The 24,491-nt window shown below is 55.6% G+C and carries 21 protein-coding genes and 1 pseudogene; 20 read left to right on the top strand and 2 right to left on the bottom strand.

The features are described 5' to 3' along the window. The first annotated feature begins 94 nt into the window (after window positions 1–94). The 7 genes from IT895_RS18360 to IT895_RS18330 all read left to right on the top strand — a co-directional run bounded on the left by IT895_RS18360 (window position 95) and on the right by IT895_RS18330 (window position 7,805). Window positions 95–925, top strand: a complete 831-nt coding sequence (locus tag IT895_RS18360) for a p-hydroxycinnamoyl CoA hydratase/lyase (protein WP_199284293.1) — start codon at window positions 95–97, stop codon at window positions 923–925. Window positions 926–965: 40 nt separating this feature from the next. Next, window positions 966–2,414 (top strand): aldehyde dehydrogenase, encoded by a 1,449-nt coding sequence (locus tag IT895_RS18355; RefSeq protein WP_199284292.1) that lies wholly within the window; start codon window positions 966–968, stop codon window positions 2,412–2,414. 57 nt (window positions 2,415–2,471) lie between these two features. Then, window positions 2,472–3,518: a TRAP transporter substrate-binding protein gene (locus IT895_RS18350; RefSeq protein WP_199284291.1), complete on the top strand. Its 1,047-nt coding sequence runs from the start codon at window positions 2,472–2,474 to the stop codon at window positions 3,516–3,518. A 232-nt stretch (window positions 3,519–3,750) separates the two neighbouring features. Then, the gene (locus IT895_RS18345; RefSeq protein ID WP_199284290.1) at window positions 3,751–4,779 is read left to right on the top strand and encodes a TRAP transporter substrate-binding protein; all 1,029 of its coding nucleotides are present in this window, start codon (window positions 3,751–3,753) and stop codon (window positions 4,777–4,779) included. A gap of 6 nt (window positions 4,780–4,785) precedes the next feature. Then, window positions 4,786–5,313 carry a TRAP transporter small permease gene (locus tag IT895_RS18340; protein ID WP_199284289.1) on the top strand — a complete coding sequence of 176 codons (528 nt, stop codon included), beginning with the start codon at window positions 4,786–4,788 and terminating at the stop codon, window positions 5,311–5,313. Next, a complete protein-coding gene (locus IT895_RS18335) occupies window positions 5,303–6,592 on the top strand; it encodes a TRAP transporter large permease (protein WP_199284288.1) in 1,290 nt (429 codons plus the stop codon). Before IT895_RS18340 ends, IT895_RS18335 begins: the two co-directional genes overlap by 11 nt. A gap of 121 nt (window positions 6,593–6,713) precedes the next feature. Next, entirely contained in the window at window positions 6,714–7,805 is a 1,092-nt protein-coding gene (locus IT895_RS18330; RefSeq protein ID WP_199284287.1) for an NAD(P)-dependent alcohol dehydrogenase, read from the top strand. Window positions 7,806–7,915: 110 nt separating this feature from the next. Here IT895_RS18330 and IT895_RS18325 read toward each other — a convergent pair whose 3' ends face one another. Further along, window positions 7,916–8,854, bottom strand: coding sequence for a helix-turn-helix domain-containing protein (locus tag IT895_RS18325; RefSeq protein WP_325073171.1), 939 nt, complete (start codon window positions 8,852–8,854; stop codon window positions 7,916–7,918). A gap of 142 nt (window positions 8,855–8,996) precedes the next feature. Between IT895_RS18325 and pobA the strand changes: the two genes are divergently transcribed. The 4 genes and pseudogenes from pobA to IT895_RS18305 all read left to right on the top strand — a co-directional run bounded on the left by pobA (window position 8,997) and on the right by IT895_RS18305 (window position 13,947). Continuing rightward, window positions 8,997–10,181 (top strand): 4-hydroxybenzoate 3-monooxygenase, encoded by a 1,185-nt coding sequence (gene pobA, locus IT895_RS18320; protein WP_199284286.1) that lies wholly within the window; start codon window positions 8,997–8,999, stop codon window positions 10,179–10,181. A gap of 769 nt (window positions 10,182–10,950) precedes the next feature. Continuing rightward, entirely contained in the window at window positions 10,951–12,684 is a 1,734-nt protein-coding gene (locus tag IT895_RS18315; RefSeq protein WP_199284285.1) for a tannase/feruloyl esterase family alpha/beta hydrolase, read from the top strand. An 87-nt stretch (window positions 12,685–12,771) separates the two neighbouring features. Further along, window positions 12,772–13,500 (top strand): annotated as a pseudogene (locus IT895_RS18310) (3-keto-5-aminohexanoate cleavage protein). A gap of 39 nt (window positions 13,501–13,539) precedes the next feature. Next, a complete protein-coding gene (locus tag IT895_RS18305) occupies window positions 13,540–13,947 on the top strand; it encodes a nuclear transport factor 2 family protein (protein ID WP_199284284.1) in 408 nt (135 codons plus the stop codon). Between the two features lie 13 nt (window positions 13,948–13,960). Here the strand turns inward: IT895_RS18305 and IT895_RS18300 are convergent, their stop codons facing one another. Continuing rightward, entirely contained in the window at window positions 13,961–14,866 is a 906-nt protein-coding gene (locus IT895_RS18300; RefSeq protein ID WP_199284283.1) for a LysR family transcriptional regulator, read from the bottom strand. A gap of 202 nt (window positions 14,867–15,068) precedes the next feature. Between IT895_RS18300 and salA the strand changes: the two genes are divergently transcribed. The 9 genes from salA (at window position 15,069) to IT895_RS18255 (ending at window position 24,346) form a co-directional block, all read left to right on the top strand. After that, window positions 15,069–16,364 carry a salicylate 1-monooxygenase gene (salA, locus tag IT895_RS18295; RefSeq protein ID WP_199284282.1) on the top strand — a complete coding sequence of 432 codons (1,296 nt, stop codon included), beginning with the start codon at window positions 15,069–15,071 and terminating at the stop codon, window positions 16,362–16,364. Between the two features lie 346 nt (window positions 16,365–16,710). Next, entirely contained in the window at window positions 16,711–17,829 is a 1,119-nt protein-coding gene (locus IT895_RS18290) for a muconate/chloromuconate family cycloisomerase (RefSeq protein WP_199284281.1), read from the top strand. 50 nt (window positions 17,830–17,879) lie between these two features. Beyond that, on the top strand, window positions 17,880–18,170 hold the full coding sequence (gene catC, locus IT895_RS18285; protein WP_199284280.1) for a muconolactone Delta-isomerase: 291 nt from the start codon (window positions 17,880–17,882) through the stop codon (window positions 18,168–18,170). 63 nt (window positions 18,171–18,233) lie between these two features. Further along, on the top strand, window positions 18,234–19,208 hold the full coding sequence (gene catA / locus IT895_RS18280) for a catechol 1,2-dioxygenase (protein WP_199284279.1): 975 nt from the start codon (window positions 18,234–18,236) through the stop codon (window positions 19,206–19,208). A gap of 75 nt (window positions 19,209–19,283) precedes the next feature. Beyond that, window positions 19,284–20,651, top strand: coding sequence for a Rieske 2Fe-2S domain-containing protein (locus IT895_RS18275; protein WP_199284278.1), 1,368 nt, complete (start codon window positions 19,284–19,286; stop codon window positions 20,649–20,651). Window positions 20,652–20,684: 33 nt separating this feature from the next. Further along, complete coding sequence (gene benB, locus IT895_RS18270; RefSeq protein WP_199284277.1) at window positions 20,685–21,173, top strand: benzoate 1,2-dioxygenase small subunit; 489 nt, start codon at window positions 20,685–20,687, stop codon at window positions 21,171–21,173. A gap of 24 nt (window positions 21,174–21,197) precedes the next feature. Then, window positions 21,198–22,223: a benzoate 1,2-dioxygenase electron transfer component BenC gene (benC, locus tag IT895_RS18265; RefSeq protein ID WP_199284276.1), complete on the top strand. Its 1,026-nt coding sequence runs from the start codon at window positions 21,198–21,200 to the stop codon at window positions 22,221–22,223. Then, window positions 22,220–23,002: a benzoate diol dehydrogenase BenD gene (gene benD, locus IT895_RS18260; RefSeq protein WP_199284275.1), complete on the top strand. Its 783-nt coding sequence runs from the start codon at window positions 22,220–22,222 to the stop codon at window positions 23,000–23,002. Before benC ends, benD begins: the two co-directional genes overlap by 4 nt. A 99-nt stretch (window positions 23,003–23,101) precedes the next feature. Further along, window positions 23,102–24,346: a benzoate/H(+) symporter BenE family transporter gene (locus IT895_RS18255; RefSeq protein ID WP_199284274.1), complete on the top strand. Its 1,245-nt coding sequence runs from the start codon at window positions 23,102–23,104 to the stop codon at window positions 24,344–24,346. Window positions 24,347–24,491 lie beyond the last annotated feature (145 nt).

Genomic DNA, 24,491 nt, shown 5'->3' with positions numbered 1-24,491 from the left:
AGCTAATCGAGAAGTTCAGCGCTGAACAAATTGTTAAACGATCGTTTTTGATAAGTAACGTTGTAAGTCGTTCGATAAATCCGAGGAGCAAGAGATGAGTAACTACCAAGATCGCTGGCAAACCGTGAAGGTTAACGTCGAAGAGGGGATTGCCTGGGTGACGTTGAATCGCCCTGAAAAGCGCAACGCCATGAGCCCGACGCTCAACCGTGAAATGATCGATGTGCTGGAGACCATCGAGCTGGATCAAGAGGCCCACGTACTGGTACTGAGTGGCGAGGGCGAATCCTTTTCCGCCGGTATGGATCTCAAGGAGTACTTTCGCGAGATCGACGCCAGCCCCGAGATCGTGCAGGTCAAGGTGCGCCGCGACGCCTCTACCTGGCAGTGGAAGCTGCTGCGCCACTACGCCAAGCCCACCATCGCCATGGTCAATGGCTGGTGCTTTGGCGGGGCCTTCTCGCCGCTGGTGGCCTGCGACCTGGCGATTGCCGCCGATGAGTCGGTGTTCGGCCTCTCGGAAATCAATTGGGGCATTCCTCCGGGCAATCTGGTCAGCAAGGCCATGGCCGATACCGTGGGTCACCGTGAAGCGCTCTACTACATCATGACCGGGGAAACGTTTACCGGGCCCGAGGCGGCCAAGATGGGGCTGGTGAATAAAAGTGTGCCGCTGGCCGAACTGCGTGACGCCACCCGGGAGCTGGCGACCACGCTGCGTGACAAGAATCCGGTGGTGATGCGTGCGGCCAAGATCGGCTTCAAGATGTGCCGCGAACTGACCTGGGAGCAGAATGAAGAGTACCTCTACGCCAAGCTTGACCAGGCGCAGCAGCTCGATCCGGAACAGGGGCGTGAGCAAGGGCTGAAGCAGTTCCTCGACGAAAAGAGCATCAAGCCGGGACTTGAGAGTTATCACCGTTAACCCCGACAACAACCGACAATGAAGTAAACGAGAGGTTGCCATGGATCTTGAACTGTTAATTGGCGGTGAGCGGTGTGCCGCTGAACAAAGCGCGAACTTTACGCGGGCCAATCCGCTGACCGGTGATGTCGTCACCCAGGCGGCGGCGGCCTCTGCCGCCGATGCGGCGCGGGCCGCAGACGCCGCCGCGAACGCCTTCCCTGCCTGGTCAAGAACGGGGCCCGGCGAAAGGCGCGCCAAGCTGCTCAAGGCGGCCGACGCCATGGAGGCACGCCAAGCCGATTTCATCGAACGGATGGTGGAGGAAACCGGCGCCACGCCAGGCTGGGCAGGCTTTAACGTCATGGTGGCCGCCAGCATCCTGCGCGAGGCCGCGTCGCTGACCACGCAAGTGAATGGCGAGGTCATCCCGTCCAACGTGCCCGACAACCTGGCGATGGGCGTGCGCGTGCCCTGCGGCGTGGTGGTGGGCATTGCGCCCTGGAACGCGCCCATCATTCTGGGTACCCGTGCCATCGCCACACCGCTGGCGTGCGGCAATACGGTCGTCCTCAAGGCCTCCGAACAGTGCCCTGCGACCCACCATCTGATCGGGGAAGTGCTGGTCGAGGCGGGCCTGGGCGATGGCATCGTTAATGTGGTGACCAATGCGCCCCCGCAGGCCGCCGAGGTCGTCGATGCGCTGATCGAGCATCAAGCCGTGCGGCGTATCAATTTCACCGGCTCGACCGAGGTGGGGCGGATCATTGCCGAAAAGGCGGCGCGCCATCTCAAGCCGGTCCTGCTGGAACTGGGCGGCAAGGCGCCGTTCGTGGTACTGGAAGATGCCGACCTGGATGCCGCCGTGGAGGCCGCTGCCTTTGGCGCCTTCTTCAATCAGGGGCAGATCTGCATGTCCACCGAGCGGCTGATCGTGGTGGATGCGGTCGCCGATGCCTTCGTCGAAAAACTGGCTCGCAAGGCAGAAACACTGCTCGCGGGTGACCCGAAAGAAGAAGGCAATGCGCTGGGGACGCTGATCAATCGCGAATCGGGCGAGAAACTTAATGCCCTGATCGACGACGCCCGGCAGCACGGCGCGCGCCTCGCCTGCGGCGGCAAGGCCGAAGGCGTCATCATGCAGCCGACCGTGGTCGATGGGGTCACCCAGGCGATGCGTCTGTATGGCGAAGAGTCGTTTGGCCCGGTAGTGGCGCTGATGCGCGTCAAGGATGAGGAAGACGCTCTGCGCGTGGCGAACGATAGCGAATACGGCCTTTCCGCCGCCGTTTTCAGCCGCGACACCGCCCGGGCGATGCAGTTTGCCCAACGAATTGAATCGGGTATTTGCCATATCAATGCACCCACCGTGCACGATGAGCCGCAGATGCCCTTTGGCGGCGTCAAATCGAGCGGCTATGGACGCTTCGGCGGCAAGGCCGGGATCGAGGAATTCACCGACTTGCGCTGGATGACCATGCAGCTTGGTCCGCGTCATTACCCTATTTAGCTAAGTGCAGGACACCATGTCCTGCAAGCAAGCGACGTCAATAAGGAGTCCATTACAATGACAATAAAACCCACACTCGCCAGCCTCGCGTTGATCAGCGGCATGCTCATCAGCGCGGGTGGCCACGCCCAAGACACCGTGACCCTGCGCCTGCACCACTTTGCCGCCCCTTCCACCCCCGTGCAGACCGAGTATCTGGAACCCTGGGCACAGCGAATCGAAGCGCAGTCCGACGGGGCCATCAACGTCGAAATATTCCCTGCCATGCAGCTGGGCGGGTCGGCCCCCTCCCTTTACGATCAGGCCAAGGACGGGGTCGTCGACATTGCCTGGACCTTGTTGAGCTATACGCCGAATCGCTTTCCCGAGTCGGAGGCATTCGACCAGCCCTTCCTGCCCACCACCGGGGAAGCCACCAGCATGGCGGCCCATGAGTTTGCGACAACGCATATGCAGGATGACTTCGAGGGTGTCTACCCGATCGCCGTCTTTGCCCATACGCCGGGCAAGCTGCATACCAGGGACGTATCTATCGAAAGTGTTGATGATCTCGATGGTCTGGCCCTTCGTGCGCCTTCGAAGACCATGAATCGCTATCTGGGGCTGCTTGGCGCGCAAGCGGTGGGCATGCCAATGCCGCAAATTCCGGAAGCCATCTCCCGGGGGGTGATCGACGGCCTGGCGCTGCCGTTTGAAAGTGCGGCGGCGCTGGGCGTGCTGGACGTTGCCCAGAACCACACCTTTTTCGAGGGTGGCCATGGGCTATATACGGCCATGATGGTGCTGGCCATGAACCAGGCTAGCTATGACGCGCTTTCGCCGGCGCAGCAGCAGGTGATTGACGATAATGCCGGGCTTGCGGAAGCACAGCGCATCGGTCAGGTCATGGATCAAGCAGAAGAGAAGGCGATTGATGCCATTGAAGCAAGCGGTGAGGGGAACATGGTCTACATCACCGAGGATTCGTTGCAACCCTGGCAGGCGGCTGCTGAAACGGCCACAGCCCAGTGGATTGACGACATGGAGAGCCGTGGCTTCGATGGCCAACGGCTTTATGATGAGGCGACGCGACTGGTAGAGACGTATACCGAGCAGACACAGTAGCCTTTATTGTCATCTGGCATCGTCAACCGCCTTCGCTCCTGCGAAGGCGGTTTTTTGCTATGGGAGGAGCCTGGGCCGATCCGGTGCGCAGGCGTTGTTAAGGCGCCCGACGGACTATAGACCAATGTCGATTAGCCCCGCGCTCCATAGTGGACTAACGTAGTGTTATATGGCGAACTAATATTCGCTATGCGAACTAATATGAATCCAATAATAAATGCCTGGAGCCCCTATGAAAACGATGCTCACCCGCTGCTTGCTTGCAGCTGCCGTCGCCGGTGTGACAGCCGCCTCGGCGCAAGCAGAAACGACCCTGCGTATGGCGCATTTCTGGCCTGGAGCCTCGGGTATCAATGAAGCTATTTTTGAAGCCTGGGCCGAGACCATCGAAGAAGCGTCTGGCGGCGATCTAACCGTTGAAATGTTTCCTTCCGGCACCCTGGCCAAGCCAGACGCCATTTATGAGGCTGTCGCCAACGGCATCGCGGACATCGGCGCAACCGCGCAGGGGTACACCGCTGGACGCTTCCCGCTGTCGCAGATCGTCGAACTGCCAGGCGTCGCGACGACCGCGACCCAGGGAGCCTGCGTGCTGCAAACGCTTTACGACGACGGCCACCTGGATAGTGAGTATGAGGACACGCGCCCGCTGTTCATGTTCACCACCGGGCCAGGCGGTATCCATACCATCGATACGGATGTGCAGCGCCCAGAAGACCTTGAAGGCCTGCGCATCCGTCGACCAACGGCTGTGGCGGGCCAGATGCTGGACAATATGGGGGCCGTACCGGTCGGCATGCCGGCACCGGATATCTACACGTCCATGCAGCGTGGCGTTATCGATGGGCTGAGCTTCCCCTGGGAAGGCCTTAAAGGCTTCCGCATCAATGAGCTGGTCAACTACCACACCGAGGTGCCGTTCTACACGTTGATTTTCGTCGCCACCATGAATCAACGCGCTTACGACAGCCTGACGCCTGAGCAACAAGCCGTCATCAACAATAACGCGGGCATGAAGTGGGCAGAGAACGCGGGCGAGGTATTTGACCGCCTGGACGTTGAAGGCAAGCAGGAAGCGGCCGACGCGGGTCACACCATCCGCGAAATCGACGATCCGCTGGATCATCCCGATTGGCAAAAGCCGCTCAAGGACGGTATCGAAAGCTATCTCACTGAGCTTGAAGAGCGGGGCCTGCCAGGCCGAGAGGTTTACGACGCCGCGCTTGACGCCAGCGAGTCCTGTGCCACCCAACAGGGGTAGTCCGTCATGCAGTCAATCCTGTCAAGGGCCAGCCATTGGCTGGCCCTGTTTTGCCGTCTGGTCGCAGGTGTTGCGCTTATCAGCCTGTTGGCAGTGACCATCGCGGATGTTTCCACGCGTTATTTATCAAAGCTTACCGAAGGGGCCATCGCGTTTCGTGTGAGCGGCAGCGTTGAGCTGGTTAGCTACCTGATGCTGTTTTCTTTATTGGCTGCCATGGCGGCCAATGTCGAGAAAAGCCAGGTGGTGGTGGAGGCTTTCTCCCATGGCCTCCCGGCACCGCTGAAAACGAGGCTGCATGGTGTCTACCTATTGGGCTTTGCAGCCCTTGGTGTGGTGCTCTTCTTCGGCCTGCTGGATTCCGCCGCCTCGGCGGCCCGCCATGGGGAGGTAACGCAAGACCTGCGTATCCCGATGGGGCCGGTTTACTATCTGGCGGCCTTCTTGAGCATATTGCTGGGCATACGCAGTGCCATTCATGCGCTGTTGGGCATGCTGTTTGGCGTTGAAGAGGAGGTGGCCCATGGGGAGTGAAGTAATCGGCGCCATGGGGCTGGGGCTGTTATTGGTACTGATGATTCTGCGTGTGCCCGTTGCCTTGACGATGCTGATCGTCGGCGTGGTGGGGTTTGCCCAGATCATCAGTTGGGATGCGGCTATCGCCCAGCTGAAGACAGTGCCTGTGGAAGTGCTCTCGAACTACAGCTTCAGTGCTGTGCCCATGTTTGTCTTGATGGGGGTGCTGGCCGCGCATTCGGGGATGGCCGGTAAGCTTTTTGATTCGACGCGAACCATCTGCGGCGGCTGGAAAGGTGGCCTGGCCATCGCGGCGGTGGGCTCCTGCGGTATCTTCTCGGCGATTTCCGGCTCTTCGCTAGCCACGGCGAGCACCATGACCCGGGTGGCGCTGCCGGAAATGGAGCGTTATGGCTACAACCGCGGCTTGGCGACAGGTGCCCTGGCCGCAGGCGGCACGCTGGGCATCATGATTCCGCCGAGTATCGCGCTGCTTATCTACGCCATACTGACCGAGCAGTCCGTTGGCGATATGTTCATGGCCGGGCTGATTCCCGGCCTGCTGGGGCTGGTCATGTATGCGTTGACCATTACGGTACTGATGCGGCTGCGTCCCTCACTTGCCGTGGCCGGTGAGCCGACCGCCTGGAAAACCAAGCTCGCTTCACTGACGGGGTTGCTGCCGTTCTTTGGCGTTTTCCTGATCATGATCCTGGGTATCTATTTCGGCGCCTTTACGCCCACCGAAGGGGCCAGCGTCGGCGCTTTCGCGACCTTGTTATATGCCCTGGCCAAAGGCATGCGCCTGAGTGGCTTGTGGCGCAGTCTTCAGGAAACATTGGCGCTTTCTGCCGTGGTCTTCTTCATGCTGGTAGGGGCCGAAACGCTTGGCTATTTCATTTCGGTATCGCGCATCTCGTTCTCGATTACCGAAGTGCTCTACGGCATGGATCTTACGCCGCTGGTGGTCGTGCTATGCATTCTGGCGCTCTACTTTGTGCTGGGCATGTTCATGGACTCCATCGCCATGCTGGTGATCACCGTACCGGTGGTATACCCCATCATCCAGGCCATGGGTATCGACCCGGTATGGTTTGGCATCATCACCGTTCTGACGGTGGAGCTGGGACTAATGACCCCGCCCGTGGGGATGAACGTGTTCGTGATCAAGGCAATGGCGCCGCACGTGGGGCTGGGGGAGATATTTAAAGGGGTGGCACCCTTTGTGGTGTCTGACCTGCTGCGCCTGACGCTTTTGATTCTGTTCCCGGTACTCTCGACCTTCTTTTTGCTATGAGGAACATTGGATGTCGACGCAATAATTGTTGGTTGGTGGCTCCACTTATGATGAGCCTGCGTCCTTCTCGGCTACCGATGGATAGCCCGGCTTCTAAACCTTCTTGATAAGGAAGCTAACCATGCAAATTCAAGCGGCAGTGATTTCTGAGCAGGGGCATGACTTCGAGTGGCAGACGGTCGAGCTGGCAGAGCCCTCTATGGGCGAGGTACGGGTGCGCATCGTGGCCACCGGTGTCTGCCATACGGATGCGGTGGCCCGTGACCTAGGCCTAGCTCCCTTTCCCATCGTGCTGGGCCACGAGGGCGCCGGAGTGGTGGAAGCCCTTGGCGAGGGAGTGAATGGGCTTGAGGTGGGCGATCACGTGGTGTTGTCGTTTGCCCACTGTGGCGGATGCGGTCACTGCCTAACGGGTCATCCCACAGTCTGCGATGCCTTTAACGAGCTTAACTTTGGTGGTGCCATGGATGACGGTAGTCATCGTCTGGCGCGGGGGGATGAGGCGCTGGCCACCTTTTTTGGTCAGTCGTCCTTTGCCACCCACGCCGTGGTTAGCGCTCGCAATGTGGTGCTGGCCGACCCGGAGGTGAACCTGGCGCTGCTCGGTCCGCTGGGTTGCGGCATCCAGACAGGCGCTGGCACGGTGCTCAACCGGCTCAAGCCTGAGTTCGGGTCAAGCTTAGTGGTCTATGGCTGTGGGGCCGTTGGGCTCTCCGCTATCATGGCAGCCAGGATTGTTGGTTGCCGTCAGATAATTGCGGTGGACGTCCACGACAACCGTCTTGAGTTGGCCCTTGAGCTGGGGGCGACTCATGCAATCAACGGACAGCAGGAAGACACTGTCGAGCGCGTGCGGGAGATCACCGGTAGCGGCAGCCAGTTTGCCGTGGAGACCACCGGGGTGCCCATGGTGGTGCGCCAGTCTCTGCAGGCACTGTGCCCGCTTGGCGTCTCGGCCATAGTTGGTGTCACTCCCGAGGTCACTCTGGACGTGCATCATGATCTGATGGCCGAGGGCAAGTCGATGATCGGGGTGATAGAGGGTGACTCGGTACCGCGCGTTTTCATCCCGCAACTAATCGCCTACTTCAAGGAGGGGCGCTTCCCCTTTGATCGGCTGGTCAGGTTCTACGCACCTGAACAGATCCACCAGGCATTCGAGGACTCGAAGAAAGGTACCACCGTCAAGCCGGTCATCCAGATTGGCCAGTGAATCGAGCCCCAGAGTAGCAAGGCCGGAATGAAGACATTGGGTTATGGGTCTGCACGCAACTGTAATTGATGCTCGGCCGCTTGAACAAGGCGCCGTCTACTCGCTCTCGTTCAGTTCGCCTGATCGGGGACTTCTTTACTAGAGGCTATACTATTATTTTGACGCGACCGAAATTCGCGAGGCGAGAACTTGGTATTACGCTTAAAAAAGCGCGTGAAGTAAGCCGGCTCAGAGAAACCTAAGCTGTCAGAGACCTGGCCAATGGTCATATTGGTATAGGTGAGCTGTCGCTTGGCCTCCAGCAGCAGACGCTCATGCAGCAACTGCAGGGCGCTGCGTCCGGCGAGCTGGCGGCAGAGCAGGTTCAGGTGCGCACTACTCACCCCGATCTGCTCGGCTAACTGCTCAATGCTAGGCTGCTCGCGATAGTGTGCTTCGATCAGCACCTGATACTGCTCTAAATGCTGCCGCCCTTTGTCACGCTTGCGGGGGCCATAGCGTTTTGCCGCGCTGCCGGTATACGCCCCAAGGCGCGATAGCTCGACCACCAAGGCTTGAATAAGTGCCTCGAGCAGGCTGTGCCGTCCGGGGGCCGGCTGGCGGTACTCCTGGTCGATCTGAGTGACCAGGGTGGCAATTCGCTCAGCCCGGTTGGTCTGGCTCAGAGGGTAGAAGTCGGCTTTTTTTAGCGTGCTGTTCTCACCCATTAACGCATGTAAGTGGTCAGCCAATGGCTTAGCCAAGGTAATGATGTGCCCCTGCACATCCGGTGAAAAGATAAAGCCGTGAATAGCCATGGCGGGCACCACGATGGCGCTGGCGCTCTGCAGCTGGTGGTTCGTTCCCTCCAGCGCTAACTCAACGCTACCTTGCGCAATAAACAGAATATGCACCAGGTCGGCATGGCGATGCGGGCGGATATGCCAGTCATGGAGCTGGCTGCGTTCGGCGATGGATTCGCAGTGGAGCAAGTCGGGCGTGGGCCAATGCTGTGTCTCGCCATAGAGCTTGAATACCGGAACGGACGTTGCCGACGAGGCAGGCATCATCTGCATCTCCTGTACGACCAAGGTTGAGTAACAAGGCGCTAAATGTCCAATAATTGATCTCGATCATGCCTTATTATGCGGCGTGTTTCATTGAAAAATACAAGTCATCAGTTTAGATAACGACAATGACGAGGTATTCACTATGAAGACACAGGTCGCGATCATTGGCGCGGGCCCCTCTGGTCTGCTGCTGGGGCAGCTACTCCATCGCCAAGGCATTGATAATGTGATTGTTGAGCGGCGCAGCGGTGAGTATGTATTGAGCCGTATCCGTGCCGGCGTGCTTGAGCAGGGCATGGTGGACTTGCTGCGCGAGGCGGGTGTTGACCAGCGCATGGATCAAGAGGGTTTACCCCACGACGGTTTTGAACTTGTTTTCGACAACCGCCGCGTGCGGGTCGCACTGGATGAGCTGACCGGTGGCAGCAACGTCATGGTTTACGGCCAAACGGAGGTAACGCGGGATTTAATGGAGGCTCGCGAAGCCGCTGGCGCAACCACACTCTATGAGGCGGACAACGTTCAGCCGCACGACCTGGAGAGCGACCATCCCTATCTCACCCTTGAGCACAACGGCGAGACGATCAAGCTGGAGTGTGACTATATCGCCGGGTGCGATGGCTACCACGGCGTTTCCCGTCAAGCGATTCCTCAAGAGCGCATCAAAGCGTTTGAAAAAGTCTACCCGTTTGGCTGGCTGGGTATGCTGTCGGATACGCCGCCAGTGTCGGATGAGCTGATTTACTCACGCCATGAGCGTGGCTTCAGCCTCTGCAGCATGCGCTCCGCTACCCGCAGCCGTTACTACCTTCAGGTGCCGCTGGATGAAAAGGTAGAAGATTGGTCTGACGAACGTTTTTGGGAAGAGCTCAAGCGCCGGCTGCCTGACGAGGTGGCCGCCAAGCTGGTCACCGGGCCTTCGATTGAGAAGAGCATCGCGCCGCTACGAAGCTACGTGGTCGAACCCATGCAGCACGGGCGGCTGTTTCTGGTCGGTGATGCGGCGCATATTGTGCCGCCCACCGGCGCGAAAGGGCTGAATCTGGCCGCCAGCGATGTGAACACGCTCTATCGGCTAATGGTGAAGGTCTACCAGGAAGGCCGCACGGATTTGATCGAGCGCTATTCGCAAACCTGCCTGAAGCGTATCTGGAAGGCAGAGCGCTTCTCCTGGTGGATGACCTCCATGCTGCACAATTTTTCGGATGAAGACGATTTCAACAGCCGCATGCAGCTGGCCGAGCTGGACTACGTGACCAGTTCTCAAGCCGGATTGACCACGATTGCGGAAAATTATGTGGGTCTGCCTTACGAGCCGCTCGAATAGTGGGTCTTTGGTGACACTTGCCACCACAATCCACCTGTCAATGTTTGGTATTACTGGCGATGGTACACGCTCGGCAATCTGCATAATCATTGAGCGGTCGAGCGCTGTGTCAAGAAAAAGGCGCGCTCATTTGTTGCTCATGATGGCGATGCCAACATTATTTAGGTGCGTCGCACATTTAGCTTATAACTGCGTCAGCCTTAGCTCATCCATTAGTCGTAAACGATACGTCGTAATTAAGTACGGGTATGCCCTGCATCCTCTTGGGGGTGACGAATAAGGAATGTTCAAAATAGCTAGGTTTTTTCATAAGCCATTGATTTTTGGTAATTGGTAATTGGTTGCGATTATGTCGACTTGCTCAATTAGGTATGCAAATCTACCTGATAGGTATTGGTAGCACAGCCACGCAAAGGTAATACTCACTGGAATTGTTATATCAATGCGGGCAATGAGCACGTCGCAAGTTCTAGGGGGAGACGAACAGACTCTCTATGTGGAAGCCTCCGCTTTCAAGCCGATCTAACTTTTTATGGGAAGCGACATTGGCTTGGGCCTTTTCTTTCTACTGCCTGATACGCTGGATCTTTGCCGTAAAGAATGATTCGTGCTGGCATCTGGCTGAATATAATTGGCCTGAAAGTGATTGTTGTAGAAGGTTTATACGGTTGTGCCAATAGTTTTGGTGTTTCTTTTTAAAGCGCTGCAAATATGTTCATTCTCTGTTGCTCATTGAGCCTAATAACAACATAAAAGAGAGAGTATCTTTATGCCTGATAAAAACTATCTAAACCGGCTGCGCTATGTGGCTTACGCATTAGTGATGCTGGGAAACGCTGGACTTCTTAGTGCTTGTAGCAGCGCAGAAAAGACACCTGTCTCTTCTTTCCCAACGCAAGCAGAGTTACGTCAATCCTGCGCAAGTTTGGCGAGAACAAAGATTCCTGAAAGTGCGATCGGCCTGCCTAGTGGCGCGGCCACTATCACTAATGCTTCCTTGATCGAGACTGCTAATCAGCCACAGTCGCTTCCCGAGTTTTGCAAGATAATCGGTAGTATTGCACCCGTCGACCCAGTGGCTCCGTCGATTACCTTCCAGCTTAATTTACCTCTGGTGTGGAATGGCAAGACCGTGCAGTACGGTGGAGGCGGATTCAATGGCTCGCTCGTAACGGCACTTGAACCGTTGCGCAATGCCCCAGAGGGTGCACCATTGCCCATCACCCAAGGCTATGTCACGTTTGGTACAGACTCGGGGCATCGTATCGAGGATGCCTCAGCAGCGACTGAGGTCGCGGAGTTTGCTCTTAATGATGAAGCATTCGAGAATTTCGCTTACGCTTCCTACAAAAAAGCAAAAGATGTCGCCTTTGAGTTGATTAAGCAATTTTATAAGCGGGAACCACTTTATAGCTATTACGTTGGCGGCTCCGAAGGCGGGCGAGAAGGGTTGACTATGGCGCAACGCTTCCCGACTGACTATGACGGTATCGTGAGCGTGGTGCCAGTGATTCGTTGGACGGGATTGTTTCACGGTTTTCAGCGTAATGCCGTTAACCTACTCAATGGGGGCTGGATGAACGCGGACGAGATCGAGATGCTAGGGCAGAGTGTAGTGAGTGCCTGCGATCAGCTTGACGGTCTGGCTGATGGAGTTATCCACAATTTTCATGCGTGTCAGGCGCAGTTCAATCCGCATTCACTGCGATGCAGCAACGATACCGCCACAGCAATGCCTCACGACTGCCTCACCTCAGCGCAGGTTGACCTAATTGAAACGGCTGGAGAGCGTTACAACTTTCCTTTCCCACTTGCCAACGAACTGACCTCCTACCCGGGCTGGCTCTATGGTGTTGAAGATGTCCCCGGCGGCTTTGCCAGCTGGGTGACCGGCCCCAAGCCACCCTCCTTACCGGTTGACCCTGATCCGCGTAGCACGGCGCGACAGTTTTTGTATGGTGATAATTTTATCCGTTACGTGATCACACAGGATCCGAACTTTGATCTACGCAACTACAATGTTAACGATTATGCGGCCCGTGTGCGGGAAGTCTCGGCGCTAATGGATTCGACAGACCCAGATCTATCCGCTTTTTTCGAGCACGGTGGAAAGTTGATTATACGTGAAGACACTGGCGACTACGCTCAGAGCCCTCTGGCCGGTATCGAATATTTCAACGCTGTCGTGGAGGAGCTTGGAATTGAAAACGTCAATAATTCAGCCCGCCTATATTTGGCGACGGCGACGACTCATGGCGGTACTGGTCAGAGCATGACCGATGGGCGAGTCATTCCAACGAACCATGACATGTTGACCATACTGGATCAATGGGTTGTGGAAGGCGAAACCCCGGATGATGCCCTACTCTTAACGCGGAATAAAACCTCGGCGCCTCATACGCCGTTTGCATCACAGTTGATGTGCCGATACCCCCATTACCCGCACTATATTGGAGGAGACTTACGGGTTGCCTCTAGCTATGAATGTCGAGGGGGTCAGTAACCATCATGTCTTAGCCCTGTATTATTTGTATCGCCATGACCGGTAGCCTGCCTCGCACCTGCTGTGCCCGTCACGGCTTAAGAGCAGATTGAAAGCACTCAGACTGCGTTTGAGGCGCGGGCTACTATTGCCCACTGCCATGTACGCAACAATGACCAAACGCCCTCATCTTACCCAGTAAAGTTTTGTCGATTGGTGAAAGGGCTCAAGAAGCACTGCCCCAGCATGATTATTCAGCGTTCTACCGGCGGGCGATCTGGCGCTGGTGAGGCTCGCGGTGGGATGCTGCCGCTAAAGCCCGACATGGCAAGCCTCTCGGTGGGCTCCAACAATTTCCCCACTCGTGTTTACGAGAATCCGCCCCAGCTGGTGGAGTAGCTTGCCGATGAGATGCTCAAGTACGACGTAAAGCCTGAAATCGAAGCGTTTGATCTGTCGCATATCCATCAGGCGGTTGCACTCTCCAAGCAGGGAAAGCTGAAAGCACCGCTCTATGTGTAGTTTGTCATGGGCGTTAAGAATTCGATGCCAGCGGACAATCCAACGTTTGATTTCTATATCGAGACGCTCAAGCGGCTAGCGCCGGATGAGCAGTGGTGTGGCGCAGGTATTGGCGTTAACCATTACCTGCTCAATGAGTGGTCAATAGCTGCAGGTGGCCATACTCGTATCGGCCTTGAAGACAACGTACGCCTGGATAGCAATACATTGTCACCTTCCAACGCGTCTTTGGTCGAGCGCACCGTCGCCTTATGCGAAAGGTATGAGCGCCCAGTGGCAACCTGGCAGCAGGCCCGTGAGTTGCTGAGTTTATAAACACGACAAAACCCGCAATAAAACCGCAGGAGTAAAGAGATGACAAATGTTACTGTCGTAGGTGATGCACCTGAGATCGATGAGATCAAACGCGTTGTGCAGCTATATGTCGATGGCTTTCAAGGCGGTCGAGAAAAGCTAGAGGAGGCTTTTCATAAGGATGCGTGGATTTTTGCTGTGGATGCTGATGGCAAGTTGGCGACTGACTTGATCAGAGACCGTTTCGAGCGCTGGGCGGCGAGCCACCGTAAAGTGAAGAGCCGCTTTATTGCTGTCACCCAGGCGGGAGAGGTCGCCAGCGTATTGCTAGGCTTTGATAATAGCGACAATCTAGCGGATTCCTGGGTCGATGTGATTGCCCTGGTGAAGGTCGACGGCATCTGGAAAATTACCAATAAAACGGCAGCCCATAGCACCCGCTCCGCGTGGGCGAAGCCGAACTCCTAGGCGTTAATGACCCCTATTCAGAGAACAGAGAAAACATCAGCCCACGCAACCAGCGGTTGCCTGGGTCTTGATGAAAGCGACGGTGCCAGAAAAGATTAATCGGGATTTCTGGGAACGTTAGGGGATGCTCACGAATGGCTAACCCGAAACGTGTTCGCGTTGCCTCGGCTAATTTATCGGTGACCGTCACCACTAGATCGCTGCTGCTGACGATATAGGGAACCGCTGCGAAATGCGGCAGTGTTAACCGAACTGGGCGCACAACCCCAGCATGCGCAAGCTGCTCTTCGATAATGCCATGCCCGGTGCCCCGGGCAACCACCACAGCGTGATGCGCTTTGCGAAACGCCTCAAGGCTAAACTCCTCCGCAGCGAGGGGGTGATGCTCGCGCATTAGGCAAACGTAGCGTTGCACAAACAATCGCTGCTGGTAGAAACCTGCCCCTAGTTGCGGGATCAGGCCAACTGCCAAATCTATCTCTCCCTCCTCCATCTCGTTTTTCAGGTCATTATGGTGACTGCGCACGGTGTTGAGTGAAACCCCCGGCGCATGGCGCGAAAGATGTTGCAGCAAGCGTGGAAGAAATACTATTTCACCGATATCGGTCATGTTGATATGGAAAGTGCGATCACTCTGCGCAGGGTTGAAATCGTCGCATAGGTTCAGGGTGTCGTTCATTCGCGACAACGCATCTGCAATGCCGGGGTGAAGTCGACTGGCACGGGGCGTAGGTTGCAGACCTTGCGACGTGCGCTCGAAAAGTTCGTCCTCCAGCAAGTGGCGTAAACGCTTCAGTGCATGGCTCACCGCCGGCTGGGTGATACCCAAGCGCAGCGCCACCCGTTGGGTATTTTGTTCTTGGTACAACAAGTCAAAAACAACCAGCAGATTCAGGTCAATGTTGGCAAGTTTCTCCATCACCTTGCGCCTCGCAACGTATTCCACAATAGTCGAATGCAGCCGTCAGAGAGGTTTTTAACTGGTTGATTCATCTTGTTATTAGCGCCGTTTATAGTCTGAATGAAGGAAGCTGTGTGGTGGCAGTTGGCGCTTCCGAATAGCGTTAGGGGAGAGCATATCGCTCCACATATAACGGTAATCCCCTGAGCAGAGTTAAACCATGGTAGCTAACAGCAAAGTAGCAAATACACAGCCAAAACGTCTTTCGATCGGCATCATCGGTGGCGGCATCGGAGGGGTCGCCTTAGCCGTTGCATTATCCCGTGATAGCCAGCTTGATGTTCAGCTTTTCGAAGCTGCGCCCCAGTTCTCTGAAATTGGTGCAGGCGTTTCCTTTGGCCCTAACGCTGTAAAGGCCATCCAACGGCTGGGCTTGGAGGCCCCCTATCAACGTATTGCCGACTCCTCGCCCGCTCCCTTTGAGGATGTCTGGTTCGAGTGGCGCCGAGGCAGTGATGATACCTACTTAACTGCCAGCCTGGCGCCAGGCGTTGGCCAATCCTCGGTACATCGTGCTGATTTTCTTGATGCGATTGTTGCCAATCTGCCTGAGGGCATCGCCCACTTCGGCAAGCTCTGTATAGGCGTTCAGCAAGATGCCGATAGCGCCACCGCCAGCTTCGACGATGGTAGCCACTTTAAGGGTGATGTGATCATCGGTTTTGACGGCATTAAGTCGGCGGTGCGCCCCCATGTGCTACCTCCGGAGCAGTACGGCGAAATTACTCCTTTCTGGAGTGGCACTTACGCTTATCGCGGCATGATCCCCACCAGGGATCTAGAGGCTGCTCTAAAGGCTAAAGGCAGCGAGAAGCGCCTGGCATTGGTGCCTCAGATGTATCTTGGCAAAGATCGCCATATTTTGACCTTCCCGGTTAAGCAGTCCCAACTTGTTAACGTCGTGGGCTTCATCACAGATCGTTCGTTACCGAACCCTAAACTGCCCGAAGGTGAAAAGTGGGTTCAAGCCGTCAGCCAGGAGGAAATGCTAAAAGTATTTGCAGGTTGGAGTCCGGCTTGCCAAGCCATTCTTGAATGCATTCCTGAGCCGACGCGCTGGGCGCTACACGAGTTACCTGAGCTTGCCCGCTACCAGCGCGACCGCGTACTGATCGTTGGCGACGCCGCCCATGCACTACTACCTCACCAAGGTGCCGGTGCCGGTCAGGCGCTTGAAGATGCCTACGTGCTGGCCAGCCTACTGACGGATGAGCATTGTGATCGTCAAACGGTAGGCGGTGTATTCGCCGCTTTTGAACAAGTACGCCACGCACGCACCTGCAAAGTCCAGAGAACGTCACATGAGGCCGGGGATGTCTACGAATATGCCGATGTTGGCATCGGTGACGATGAAACCAAGCTGATCAAAAACCTGGAAACCCGTTTCGGTTGGCTCTGGAACCATGATCCTTACCACGATGTTGTGGCGGCATGGCAGTACATATCTCAATTCTAGTTTGGCATATATGAAAGCGGATAGCCCTACGTACCTTATTCTTTTGTCGCAAACACTTTAGCTGACTGACGATACAGGTCCAGTCCATTGTTTATATGGTTATTTTTATATTAAGTATTTGATAAGTATGGATATATTTATATTTCCACGAAGGATGAAGGGTGCTTGAACGTCTCTCAGTAGGAAAGCGGCGACAGTCCTGGGAAGAAAAGACGCTAGTGCTTGGGGTTAATGACCAATGGTGATACCTCCTCGGTATGGACTAGCACCTAAACAATATTGGTTCCGTCTTCCTGGCGCCACCAAACTGACATCAAGTCAACGATTGCCAGACGCTGGAGCCTGCATGTCAACCGTCATTCAACATATTGAGACGCTGCTGGTCGACTTACCGACCATCCGTCCTCACAAACTCTCCATGACCACCATGGCCTGCCAAACCATGGTCATTGTGCGCATGCGCCACTCTGACGGTATCGAAGGGCTCGGCGAAGGCACCACCATTGGCGGTCTTGCCTATGGCCCGGAAAGCCCCGAGAGCATTAAGCGTAATATCGATATCTATCTGGCACCGCTGCTGGTTGGTCAGCCATCCCAAAATATCCACCAGTTGCGTACCCGCCTGAACCGTCATGCTCGCGGCAATATGATAGCCAAGTCGGCGCTGGAAACCGCGTTACTCGATGCCCAAGGCAAGCGGTTGGGACTAAGTGTCGCTGAGTTGCTTGGGGGGGCGCACCGCGAGCACATGCCTGTGCTGTGGACGCTTGCCAGCGGCGATACCGCTAAGGATATCGACGAGGCACTAATGCGCCTTGAGCAGCGTCGACACTGCGACTTCAAATTAAAGATTGGTGCTAATCCGCTCAAGCAGGACGTGCGCCACGTAGCGGCGATTAAAGAAGCCTTGGGCGATCGTGCCAGTGTGCGCGTTGACGTTAATCAGGCTTGGGATGAACCCACAGCAGTGCAGGGCATTCAGGTGTTGCAGGATGCCGGTGTTGAGCTAATCGAGCAGCCCATCCCCGCCCGTGAACATGCCGGCCTTGTGCGCTTAGCCAATCGCTTCAACGTACCCATTCTGGCGGATGAAGCCGTTCAGGATGCCCGTGATGGGCTGGACCTAGCGTGCAACGGCTTTAATGGAGCGTTTGCTCTTAAGCTTGCCAAATCTGGAGGTATTTACGGCGTTTTAGAGCTTGCTCATGTTGCCCAGGCGGCCGGCGTTGGCCTGTACGGCGGCACACTATTGGAAGGCACTATTGGGACTGCCGCCTCGCTACACGCCTGGGCGACACTGCCGGAAATGGCCTGGGGTACCGAGATGTTTGGTCCGCTGCTGCTAAAAGATGACATCGTCGTGAGCTCCCTTAATTACACCGAATTTGGCGTGGAGCTGCCTCAAGGCGCGGGGCTGGGTATCACGCTGGACGAAGATAAGTTAGCTCACTACTCGCGTCATTAACCGCGTGCCTGCCCCATTGGCGTTCGCCGCGATTTAAAAAGGAGAAACTCATGCTGTTCCAAGTAGAGATGACCGTTAAGTTGCCGACCGATATGCCGGCAGAGCAAGCGGCCAAGATTAAAGCCACTGAGAAGGCGTATGCACAAGACCTGCAACGCCAAGGTAAATGGCGCCACCTATGGCGGGTAGCAGGCAGCTACTCGAATGTCAGCATTTTTGACGTCGAGGATAACGGCGAGCTGCAAGAACTGGTAAGCAACTTGCCACTTTTCCCCTACATGGACATCAACGTCAAGCCGTTGTGTCGTCACCCATCTTCAGTGCGTGACGACGACAGCTAAATTAACTGCATAAACGCCGGTTCACTTTAATAAAACACTCCATAACAAACTGAGGGTTTCATCATGACCGTGAAGATATTCGACACCCCCGAAGTTCAAGACTTCCTCAAGGCCATCGCCGGATTTGACCAAAACGGTGGCAACGAGCGCGCCAAACAAATTGTGCATCGCTTGGTTAGCGACCTGTTCAAGCTGATGGATGATTTCGACGTTAGCGAAGAAGAGTACTGGGCGGCCGTCAACCTGCTCAATGCCCTCGGGCATGAAACCCAGTTCGGACTGCTCTCGCCAGGACTTGGTTTTGACCACTTCCTCGACCTGCGCCAGGACGCCATCGACGAGGAAGCCAAGCGCGTTGGCGGTACACCGAGGACCATTGAAGGTCCACTGTACGTGGCTGGTGCCCCCGAGGCGGAAGGCTTTGCCCGCCTGGACGACGGCCAAGATCAGGATGGCGAGACCATGTGGCTGACCGGCCAGGTCCGCGATGTCGACGGCCAGCCGATTGCCGGTGCCAAGGTCGAGATCTGGCACGCGAACTCCAAAGGCGGCTACTCCTTTTTTGACCCCTCTCAGTCCGAGTACAACCTGCGCCGCACGATTTATGCGGATAGCGAAGGCCGCTACACCGCGCGCAGCATCATTCCCTCCGGTTACGGGGTGCCCGAAGGCGCGCCGACCGATGTGGTGCTCAAGTCACTGGGTCGTCACGGCGAGCGTCCGGCGCATATCCATTACTTCGTCTCCGCTCCAGGCCACCAACACCTGACGACCCAGATCAATCTGGCGGGTGATCCCTACACTTATGATGACTTCGCCTTTGCCACTCGGGAAGAACTGGTGGTGCCCGCTGAGCGAATTGAGGACCCGGCCGAGATCGCCAAGCGCGACCTGGACGGCCCGTTCTCCCACGTGGTGTTCGACGTCGAATTGGCTACCACCGACGCGCTGGAGCTGCAGGTACGCCACGCCCGTCCGCGGGCCAAGGAAGACGATACAGACTTGGCTAGTCAGCTTGCCGGTACCGCCAAGGTATAAGTCTCACGCTTTGGTTTAGACAAGCCTTTCACAGGGCTTGTCATAGCGAGACCCATTCATACGAGGAGAGAGATCATGACCACGCAACTTGATCAACTCGAAGCCCGCGTGCGCGGTGCTGTACAAGATGACCCTGACAACGGTATTTTCCGCTGCCATCGCAGCATGTTCACTGACCCTGAGTTCTTTGAACTTGAGTTAAAGCACATCTTTGAAGGCAACTGGCTATTCCTGGCCCACGAAAGCCAGGTTGCCGAGCCAGGTGACTACATGACCGTCACCATGGGACGTCAGCCGGTGGTCATCACCCGCGACAAGCAAGGGGAACTGCACGGTCTCATCAACGCCTGTGCACACCGCGGTGCTACTCTATGTCGTCGCAAGCGCGGCAACAAAGGCACTTTCACCTGCCCGTTCCATGGCTGGACCTTTAAAAACGATGGCACGTTGCTCAAAGCCAAAAACGAAAAGGGCGGGGCTTATCCCGACAACTTCAAGCAGGACGGTTCGCACAACCTCAAGCGCTTACCGCGCTTCGAGAACTACAAAGGTTTTCTGTTTGGTAGCCTAAGCGATGATGTTCAACCGCTCGAAGAGCACCTTGGTGAGACCACCAAGATCATCGACAACATCGTCGATCAAGCCCCCGAAGGCCTTGAGATCCTTCGTGGTACGTCGTCGTACACCTATACCGGCAATTGGAAATTGCAGGCCGAGAACGGTGCCGACGGCTACCACGTTAGCTCTGTGCACTGGAACTATGCCTCCACCATGGAACGCCGCAACTACGACGCTGGTGGCACCCAAGCAGTGGACGCCGATGGCTGGTCCAAGAGTAAAGGCGGCTTCTACTCCTATGAAAACGGTCACATGATGCTGTGGACCCGCCTACTTAACCCCGAAGTGCGCCCAGTCTACCAGAATAAAGACTGGATCCAGGAGCAGGTAGGTGAAGCCCGCGCCGACTCTATCGTTAACCAAACGCGCAACCTGTGTCTCTACCCCAACGTCTACCTGATGGACCAGTTCTCCACGCAAATTCGCGTGTTACGCCCCATCGATGTCAACAAAACTGAAGTCACGATTTACTGCTTCGCACCCAAGGGCGAATCCGCCGAAAACCGCGAAGTGCGTATTCGCCAGTACGAAGACTTCTTCAACGTCTCGGGCATGGGCACTCCGGATGACCTAGAAGAGTTTCGCGCCTGCCAAGAAGGCTACAACGGTGCGCTGGCCGAATGGAACGATCTCTCACGCGGGGCCAAGCAATGGGTTGAAGGCGCCGATGAAAACGCCCAGGCCATCGATATGAAACCCCTGCTCAGCGGTGCTTCACCGGAGGACGAAGGCCTCTATGTGCTGCATCACAAGCACTGGGTCGATGAGATGCTGCGTGCCATCGAAAAAGAGCGCAGCCAATTTATCGCCACCGCGTCCGCCTAAGCGCTCAGCGCCTTAGAAGAGGGGAGAATTATCATGAGTATGACGTATCACGACATCCAAGTCTTCCTATACCGTGAAGCCCGCCTGCTGGACGACCGCGAATGGGATGAATGGCTAGCATGCTATCGCAAAGATGCCGAATTCTGGATGCCCGCCTGGGATGACGACGATCAGCTCACGCGCGACCCACATAGCGAAATCTCGCTGATCTACTACCCCAATCGCGAAGGGTTAGAGGACCGGGTCTATCGGATCAAAACGGAGCGCAGCGGTGCGAGCACACCGGAGCCTCGCACCACGCACCAGGTGAGCAATCTTGAAATCCTGTCGCAAGACGGCGACACGATGGAGTTGCGTTTTAACTGGCACACGCTCAATCACCGCTACAAAAAGACCGACAGCTTTTTCGGCACGTGCTTTTACACGCTAGACGTGTCAGGTGACGTACCGCTGATCACAAGAAAAGTCGTGCAGTTGAATAACGACTATATCCATCAGGTCATCGACGTCTATCACGTGTGACCTGATGTGAGAGGAGAGTTAACCATGAGCTATACCATTGCCCTCAACTTTGAGGATGGCGTCACCCGTTTTATCGGATGTAAAGAAGGAGAAACGGTTCTCGACGCCGCTTATCGGCAAAAAGTTAACCTGCCGATGGACTGCTCTGACGGCGTATGTGGCACCTGTAAAGGACACTGTGAACAGGGTGAGTTCGACATGGGTGACGAGTACTTGGAGGAAGCGCTCTCCGATGAGGAGGTTGCTGACGGACAAGTGCTCACTTGCCAAATGGTGCCGTCATCGGACTGTGTCGTCCAAGTGCCGGTAGCCTCCAGCCTGTGCAAGACTCAGGTCGGCAAGGTTGAGGGCACGCTGTCGGTCGTTGATCAACTGTCGGAAGACAGCATTGAGCTTGTTGTCGATCTAGACGAGCAGGAAGGCCTTGCCTTCCTGCCAGGCCAGTACATCCATATTGACGTGCCCGGCACAGATGCTCACCGCTCCTATTCGTTTAGCTCCTTGCCAGGTGATAAGCGCGCTACCTTCTTGATTCGTAACATTTCCAAAGGGGTCATGAGTGGTTACTTGACTGAACGGGCAGCAGCGGGAGATAGACTCACGTTGACCGGCCCGCTAGGGAGCTTCTACCTGCGTGAAGTGACTCGCCCAGTCCTCATGCTGGCGGGTGGTACGGGACTCGCACCGTTTCTTTCCATGCTGGAGCAACTGTCAGAGAAGGGTTGTGACACGCCGATCCATATGATTTACGGCGTCAACAAAGATGACCACCTGGTCAAAACTGACGCACTCGACGTCTTTGCTGAGAGGTTGCCTGGTTTTACCTACTCCACAGTGATCGTGGATGAAGAAAGTGATCACCCGCGCAAAGGCTATGTAACCCATCACATGGACGCAGAGGTAATGCATAACGGTGATGTGGACGTTTACCTGTGCGGCCCGCCGCCAATGGTGGATGCCGTGCTTAAGCACTTCGATGCTGAAGGAATCGAGCCACAGAGCTTCTACTACGAGAAATTCACCCCTAATGAAGTAGGTGGTGCCTCATGACACAACGTTTTCAAAACAAAGTCATGGTGATTACCGGTGCGGCTCAAGGGATTGGGCAGCGCGTAGCTGAGCTTGCTGCTTCCGAAGGAGCAAAGTTAGCGCTGGTGGATCGTGCTGATGATATCCATGAGGTGGTGAACGGACTTCGTGAGAAAGGTAGCGACGTAATCGCGGTACAAGCGGACCTGGAAACATACGCCGGCGCCGAGGAAGCCATGCAGGCTGTACACGAGCAATTTGGGTGTATTGATATTCTTATTAACAACGTGGGCGGTGCGATCAATTTCAAGCCATTTACTGAGTTTACCGATACCGAGATTGCTGCCGAAATTAACCGCTCGCTGATGCCTACCCTGTGGTGTTGCCGTTCGGTACTGCCCACCATGGTGAAGCAGGGTAATGGTGTGATTGTTAACGTCTCCTCGGCAGCTACACGCGGTATACATCGAATTCCTTACTCAGCAGCCAAAGGGGGCGTCAACGCAATGACCGCTTCGCTTGCGTTTGAATACGCTGAGCATGGCATTCGCGTGGTGGCGACGGCGCCAGGTGGGACGGAAGCGCCGCCACGACGCATTTCGAGAGGCACTCCTAAGCCTAGTAACTCGACAGAACAGGCCTGGTTCCAGGCACATATTGACCAAACCAAGCAGAGCTGCCTGATGAGTCGCTATGGAACGTTGGATGAAATGGCAGCCCCCATTTTGTTTCTTGCATCTGACGACGCCAGCTATATCACCGGTAGCGTACTACCTGTGGCGGGTGGTGACCTTGGTTAGTGGCTATTGGCAACTTAGCTGCGGCTTAAACACAGATAATTCTAACTAAAGCTTAATCGTTAATTTATAACTCTAATCACAATAACCCAGGAGAAAGCCGTGAAACATCTTGAGAAAGGCGTCAGTCTTAGGCATGCACCCCGCGATTTTATACGTGACCTCAATGCTGATAATGCAAGCACAGGTTTGGTTGCAGGCATTTTAGGTCTTAGCGTAGGAGTCGTTCACATTAGCGCTGGTACCTCCGCTGGTCTCGATTCCTCCTTCATTATGATTTGGGTCATAAGCTATCTGATGATCAATGGATTCTTTGGCCTCTTGATGCCAGCCTATTACCGGCTGCCTTTGCCGATGGCTAATTCAATCCCCGGAGCGCTGATGTTTGCTGCGGTCATTCCTGTTGTGGGGCTTGAAGCCGCCTTAGGGGCTAGTTTGATCGCTGGCGCCATAACATTGGTAGCGGGTTTGACCGGTGTGATGGGGATAGTGATGCGCCTTATTCCCATGCCTATCGTGATGGGCATGGTCGGTGGGATGCTGCTTAGCTTTGGCCTTAAGATGGTAAGCCCGCTGGAAGATGCGATAGTGCCAGCGTCTATCATGATCCTTGCTTTCTTTATTTCTGCGCGACTCTTTCGCAAAATTCCACCGTTGATTGTCTCAATGGTCGCAGGTCTGATTTACCTCATGGTGACTGGCGTAGATCTGTCAGGCATTGAAGCGACCATTCGCTTCCCGGAGTTCATTATGCCTGAGTTTAGCGTTGCGGCTTTCCTGACCTACGGCCTGCCCCTGGCCATTATTCTCGTTGGGATGGAAACGCCGGCCGGCGTTGGCCTGGTCAAAGGGATGGGGTATAAAGATGCCCCGGCTAATGCAATTACCGCTGTGGGCGGGTTAGGCACCATGATATCTGCATTCTTCAATCTTCATAGTACCTGCATTGCGGCCCCGATGACTGGGGTGTGCGCATCGCCAGAGGCCGGTAGTCATGATAAACGTTGGGTAGCGGCGGTAATTGCCGGTACCATTTTTATCATTGGCGCGCCTTTCTATGGCTACGTGGTCAGTCTTCTAGAGGCAACGCCAAGCTACTTTATTGCCATTATTGCGGGTTTGGCACTAATGCGGGTCATCACGTCGGCTATGTCGATCGCCTTTGCCGGTAAGAAGCACGAGATGGGTGCATTATTTGCTTTCTTGATCGCCGCTTCTGGGGTTTCAATGTTGGAAATTGGCGCCACTTTCTGGGCACTGGTCGTCGGTGTGATCGTATCGCTTATTTTTGAAACCAAAGATTTTGAGTTCGTCTTTAATCGTGGTGCTCTAAAGAAAACGGGTTAAATTTCGTATCCTCAAACCCATGCCATCTATCTTTCTTGGCCCGTGGCTTTTTATATCGAGCGGGCCTTTTTTGTGTTCCTACTTTGAAAGTGGGCTAAAGCAGAGACTTCAGTGTGGCTAAAGGTTATTCCTTTTATTCTTTAAC

Source organism: Halomonas sp. A40-4 (assembly GCF_015767635.1).
In the GTDB taxonomy this organism is placed as follows: domain Bacteria; phylum Pseudomonadota; class Gammaproteobacteria; order Pseudomonadales; family Halomonadaceae; genus Vreelandella; species Vreelandella janggokensis.
Note: the sequence above shows the minus strand (reverse complement) of the source record. Positions and strands in the feature narration are given on the sequence as shown.